General features: G+C 46.7%; 1 protein-coding gene and 1 pseudogene. Both read right to left on the reverse strand.

What is annotated here, in order from left to right; genetic code table 11:
* On the reverse strand, positions 1 to 409 hold a 409-nt coding region (locus R7Q11_RS27895), incomplete at its 3' end, for a hypothetical protein (protein WP_225467200.1).
* A pseudogene (locus R7Q11_RS27900) lies at positions 410 to 591 on the reverse strand (DNA mismatch repair protein MutT); the annotation flags it as partial.

The raw sequence follows: 591 nt of genomic DNA on the forward strand, positions 1-591 counted from the left end.
AATAGTCCGACCCTCCCAAGCCAATTAGCCAGACACCGCCGTCGATGTCCCGTAGATACACACCACTCTGATAAGCCTTCTCATTCGCACGCGGTGCCGACACCACAGCAACGTACTCTCCCTTCGCCAAGTCAATTTCTTGTAAACGGAGGTATGGCGCAACAACTAAAGGGCAAGGTGATAGATTTTGTGTCGACGCCGCTTCAATCATTTCTCCAAGGGTCGCGCCAAAATAAAGTCCGAAGGCAAACGGTGTTTTTATCGTTAAAAAGAACGATTGAATCTCATCTGCGCACTCGACTTTGTCATCATCGAATAGTTGTTGGGCGAAGGCATTCAATTGAACACCTTTTTGACTCAAGTGCTTTAACAAGTGCTTCTTTGTTAAACCTCCAACTTGCAACCTCACTTACACCACCCCTTGGTCTATCAGTTTTCGAACTTTTTCCAGTGCATGCTGAAAAACAGTATGCGCCTGTGAGGAAATATCGCTCCCTATATCGTGCCAAAAAAACGCAAAATCATGTCCGCCATCGTCTTGCGTATGAAACGTCCATGAATCCGCTAGGTCAGCACACTCGCACGAAACAA

The organism is Vibrio sp. 970 (assembly GCF_033339075.1).